We start from the raw sequence: 5,026 nt of genomic DNA, 5'->3' as shown, positions 1-5,026 counted from the left end.
CTGGACCCGGGTCACCGTCACCGGCAGGTACGACCCGGCGAACACCGTGCTGGTCCGTGGTCGGACGGTGGACAGCCGGGTCGGCTTCGAGGTGCTCACCCCGTTGGTGCTCGCGGACGGCACTGCACTGCTGGTGGACCAGGGTTGGATCCCCCCGGCGCCGGGTGGGGCGGCCACCGCCCAGCCGACGGTGCCGGCGGTGCCGACCGGCGACGTGACGGTGGTCGGCCGGGTGCACGAGACCGAGAGCGGGGCCCGCGCCGCCGAGCGGCGTGACGGCCGGCTGGAGATCCGACGGATCGGGGTGTCCCGGCTGGCCGACGAGCTGCCCTACCCGGTCTACGGCGCGTACCTGCTGTTGGACGAGCAGACCCCGGCGGCCGACCCGGTGTTCAAGGCGGTGCCGGTCGGGCACGCCAACAACTGGCAGAACTTCGGCTACGTCGTGCAGTGGTGGCTCTTCGCGGTGATGGCCCTGTTCGGCTACGGCTGGGTGGCCCGCCGCGAGGCACGTCGAGCCGCCGGTCTCGGCGCTCCCGAGGCACCGCTGGACCGGGCGGCCGAGCCCGCGCCGAGCGCGTCCGTCTGACCGGGCCCGTGCCGGCGTCTCGACCGGACACTCGGGGGCACCCGGGACACCAGGGCAGCCGGTAGTCTCCGCCGGGTGATCACGTCACCTTGGGGGTGCCGATGAGCGTGGATCCCACGGCACCACTGCCCGAGCCGGTTCCGGGTCACCAGACGCAGCCGCCTACCGACCCGTGGGCCGCCGAGCAGCCGACCGCGCCGTTCGCCACGCCACCGCCCACCACGCCGTTCCCCGCCACACCGCTCTCCGGGCCGCCCGCGCCATTCTCGGGGCCACCAGCGCCGTTCTCCGGGCCGCCCGCGCAGCCGGCCGGGGCGTGGCCGGCGGTCGGGCCGTACCCACCGACCCCGATGGCCCCGAACCCGGCCCTGGCCGGCTACACGGGCGGGCCGGAGGTAGTAGCGGTGCAGATCGCCGAGATCGCCGTGTGCCCACCGATCATCCGTACGCCGACCGGGGTGCTGCCGCTGGCCGGTGCCACCTGGCACGTGGCCGACTACTGGCAGCGCGAGGAGAAGGTGGCGACCTGGGCACTGGTCTGCGCCATCGTCGGTTTCTTCTGCCTGGCCTTCTTCAGCCTCCTGTTCCTGTTGGTGAAGGAGACCCGGCACCACGGCACGGTGCAGGTGACGGTCACCAACGGCGCGCAGCAGTACGTGGCGAGGATCCCGGTCAGCGACCAGATCCAGGTGCAGCACCTGAACAACCAGGTGAACTACGCGAGGTCGCTGTCCGTCAGGTGAACCGGGCCGGGACCGCTGGTCAACCGGTGGGGCGGCCGGCGTGGATGGCCCGGACAGCGTCGATGGTGTCCGCCTCGGCGGCGGACTTGTCGTCGCGATACCGCACCACGCGGGCGAAACGCAGCGCCATCCCACCCGGATAGCGGGAACTGGTCTGCACCCCGTCGAAGGCGATCTCCACGACCTGCTCGGGTCGGACCCGGACCACCCAGTCGCCGCGCTCCACGGCGAGGTCGAGAAAGCGCTCGGTCTGCCACCGCAGCACCTCGTCGGTGAGCCCCTTGAACGTCTTGCCGAGCATGACGAAGCCGCCGGTGTGCGGGTCGCGTGCGCCCAGGTGCAGGTTGGACAGCCAACCCTTGCGCCGGCCACTGCCCCACTCGACGGCGAGCACCACCAGGTCGAGGGTGTGCCGGGGCTTGACCTTGACCCAGGCGGCACCACGCCGACCGGCGTCGTAGGGGGCGTCCGGGGCCTTGACCACCACGCCCTCCTGCCCAGCGTCGAGTGCGGCGGCGAACGCGGCGGCAGCCTGCTCAGGGCCGTCGACCTCCATCCGACCGACCAGCAGCGACGAGTCCACCGCCCCCGCGAGGGCGGCCCACCGCTCCCGGCCGGGCAGGTCGATCAGATCCTCGCCGTCGAGGTGCAGCAGGTCGAAGAAGTACGGCGTGAGCACTGCCGTGCCGGTGGTGGCGGCTGCCGCGAGCACCGCCGGGGCGACAGGTGTGCGCCCGGTGGTGCTGGGGGTGGTGCGTCGGGCGGCCCGGCTCGACGTCTGCTGGAACGGCAGTGGCCGGCCCGTCTCGTCCAGGCCGATCGCCTCGCCGTCGAGCACCAACTCACGGCCCGGCAGCGCACGGACCGCGGCGACCACCTCGGGCACCCGGGCGGTGATCTCGTCGAGGCTGCGGGTGAAGACGGCGATGTCGGCGCCGGAGCGGTGCACCTGGATGCGGATGCCGTCGAGCTTCACGTCGACCACCGCCGGCGTGCCGGTCGCGGCGAGCGCCTCGTCGACCGAGGAGGCGCTCTGCGCGAGCATCGGTGCCAGCGGACGGCCGACCTGGAGGCCGAACCCGGCCAACTCGGCGGCTCCTCCGGTCAGCGCGGCCACCGCGACGACGCGCAGGTCACCGGCGAGCAGGAGGGCCCGCCGGACGGTTGCCACCGGCACCTCGGCGGCCCGGGCCACCGCGTCGGCGAGCAGCCCTGCCTGGGCGCCCTGGCGCAGCTCACCGCTGAACAGACCGGTGAGCAGTCGCTGTTCGTCGGCGGTCGCCGCCGCGTAGAGGGCCCCGAGCAGCGCCCGCCGCCGGGACTGCGAACCCGCGCCCCGCGCGGCCGAGATCTGCTCGATGGCCGCGTCCACGCCCGCCACTGTCAACGTCGGCTCGGCGGCCGGCGCTGGCAGGTCACGCAGGCTCGCGTAGCCCACCCCGGTCTGCCGTTGGCGCAGCTCACCGGCGAGATAGCCGGCGCCGGGCTCGACCTCACCCGGGTCCAGCCGGCGCAGCGCATCAGCGAGCAGCTCCACCTTGGCGCGCCGGCCGCTGGTGGCGGCGACGGCGGCGGAGGTGGCTGCCAGGTCAAGGAACCGCACGCAGCTCATCCTGCCAGTCACCTCCGACACCGCCCGGGCATTGCCGTGCCCGGGCGGTGTCGGGAGGGTGCCGCCCGCCCATGCGGACGACGATCACTGCCTGTTTCATGAGGGCGGTCGAGCCGGGTCCACCGCAGGCCGGCCAGTGCTCATGGAACAGGCCCTACGCGGAGACAGGCTCCTCGATGCGCAACCCCCGGGCGCGAACCTCGCCGGCCACGCGGGAGAGCACCGAGTCGAGGGCGACCAGTGCGGCGGAGAGCTCACCGAGCTGCTCGTTGAGCGTGTCCTCGGACCACGCGGAGACGTCGACGTCCCCCAACGCGCTGACAGCGGCCCCCAACCGGGCCATCACCTCGTTCGTACTCATGTTCGAAAGGCTATAACAGCTGACCATGCGACACGCCGTAAAGCGCCAGATCAGGCGCAAAGTTGCCGTGTCGCTACCCAACTGCCCGCGCGGGCTGACCCGCCCGGCCCCGCCCCGCCGCCAAGATCCGCGCAACTTCCCGGTTGTTGCTGCCTCCGACAAGCGGGAGGCAGCAACAACAGTGCTGTTGCGCGGATCTCAGGTGTGGGGTGGGGGTGCGGGCTTAACGGCCCGCGCCTCCCGCAGCGGCGACGTTGCCCAGCAGCAGGGCCTCGGCGAGGCAGACCCGGGCGAACTCCCCCAGGTGCAGGCTCTCGTTCGGACCGTGCGCGCGGGCGTGCGGGTCCTCCACACCGGTCACCAGGATCGCCGCCTTCGGGAACATCTCCTGGAAGGTGGCGATGAACGGGATCGAACCACCGATGCCGATGTCCACCGGGTCGGTGCCGTCCCAGGCGGTCCGGAAGGCCGATCGGGCGGCGTCGAACATCGGCCCGGACGCGTCGATCACGCACGGGTTGCCGTCGTGTTCGAAGCTGACCGTCACCTGGGCGCCCCACGGCGCGTGCTTCTCCAGGTGCGCGCGCACCGCCGCGTACGCCCGCTTGGGGTCGTCACCCGGGGCCAGGCGGATGCTGAGCTTCGCCTTCGCGGCCGGCACCAGGGCGTTCGGCGCCTCGCCGGTGGAGGGCGCGTCGATGCCGAGCACCGCCAGCGCGGGCTTGGTCCAGATCCGGTCGGTGATCCGGCCGGTGCCGATGAACTGCACGCCGTCGGCCAGCCCGGCCTCGGCCCGCACCCGGTCCTGGGGGTAGTCGACGGTGGCGCCCACCTTGGCGACCAGCCCCTCCACGGCCACGTCACCGGCGTCGTCGTGCAGGGTCGCCAGGAGCCGGACCAGCGCGGTGAGCGCGTCCGGTACCGCACCGCCGAACATGCCGCTGTGCACGGCGTGGTCCAGCGTGCGCACCTCGACGAAGCAGTTGACGATGCCGCGCAGGGAGGTGGTCAACGCCGGTACGCCGATGTCCCAGTTGCCGGAGTCGGCGATCACGATGACGTCCGACGCGATCTCGTCGCGGTGATCGATCAGCAGTTGCTCCAGCGAGTCGGAGCCGTACTCCTCCTCACCCTCGATGAAGAGCACCACGCCGACCGGCAGCGCGTCCCCGTACGCCCGCAGTGCCGCGACGTGCGCCATGATGCCGGCCTTGTCGTCGGCCGCGCCCCGGCCGTAGAGCCGGCCGTCGCGCTCCACCGGCTCGAACGGGTCGGACTCCCACAGCGACCGGTCGCCGACCGGCTGCACGTCGTGGTGGGCGTAGAGCAGGACGGTGGGCGCACCGGGCGGGGCTGCCCGACGGCCGATCACCGCGGGCTGGCCGCCGGAACGCACGATCTCGACGTCCAGGCCGCAGCCGCGCAGCAACTCGGCGACCGCCTCGGCGGAACGTTCCACGTGCGAGTGGTCGAAACCCTCGAAGGCGATGCCGGGAATGCGGACGAGGCGTTCCAGGTCGGCGCGTACGCCGGGCATCTCCCGCTCGACGGCGGCCCGCACCTCGGACTCGGACATGATCGGTGAGGTCATGACCGGCATCGTATGCCGGCCTTACCTGGGTGTGCCGCCGGAGCCCGTACCGTCACCGCCGCCCGCCGTCCCGGTCGGACGGTGAGGTCGGCCGAGACCGGCACCGACGTGCCACCACTGTCCATGGCGA

Annotated in this window: 5 protein-coding genes; 2 read left to right on the top strand and 3 right to left on the bottom strand. The window is 72.9% G+C overall.

Translation table 11 applies throughout. The annotated features are described in order from the left end of the window. Both ACWCO3_RS31330 and ACWCO3_RS31325 read left to right on the top strand, forming a co-directional pair. Window positions 1-589: SURF1 family protein (locus ACWCO3_RS31330; RefSeq protein WP_450013489.1), on the top strand; the 589-nt coding region annotated here is incomplete at its 5' end. 101 nt (window positions 590-690) lie between these two features. Then, window positions 691-1,332 (top strand): hypothetical protein, encoded by a 642-nt coding sequence (locus ACWCO3_RS31325; protein ID WP_450013487.1) that lies wholly within the window; start codon window positions 691-693, stop codon window positions 1,330-1,332. Between the two features lie 19 nt (window positions 1,333-1,351). Here ACWCO3_RS31325 and ACWCO3_RS31320 read toward each other — a convergent pair whose 3' ends face one another. From ACWCO3_RS31320 to ACWCO3_RS31310, 3 genes are all read right to left on the bottom strand, one after another. Next, on the bottom strand, window positions 1,352-2,944 hold the full coding sequence (locus ACWCO3_RS31320; protein WP_244311578.1) for an ATP-dependent DNA ligase: 1,593 nt from the start codon (window positions 2,942-2,944) through the stop codon (window positions 1,352-1,354). A gap of 154 nt (window positions 2,945-3,098) precedes the next feature. Then, window positions 3,099-3,305, bottom strand: coding sequence for a hypothetical protein (locus ACWCO3_RS31315; protein WP_030333429.1), 207 nt, complete (start codon window positions 3,303-3,305; stop codon window positions 3,099-3,101). A gap of 223 nt (window positions 3,306-3,528) precedes the next feature. Next, window positions 3,529-4,881, bottom strand: coding sequence for a M20/M25/M40 family metallo-hydrolase (locus ACWCO3_RS31310; protein WP_450013491.1), 1,353 nt, complete (start codon window positions 4,879-4,881; stop codon window positions 3,529-3,531). Between the last annotated feature and the right edge of the window lie 145 nt (window positions 4,882-5,026).

Source organism: Micromonospora sp. NPDC002411, assembly GCF_053592955.1.
This window is presented reverse-complemented; position numbering and strand designations above follow the sequence as displayed.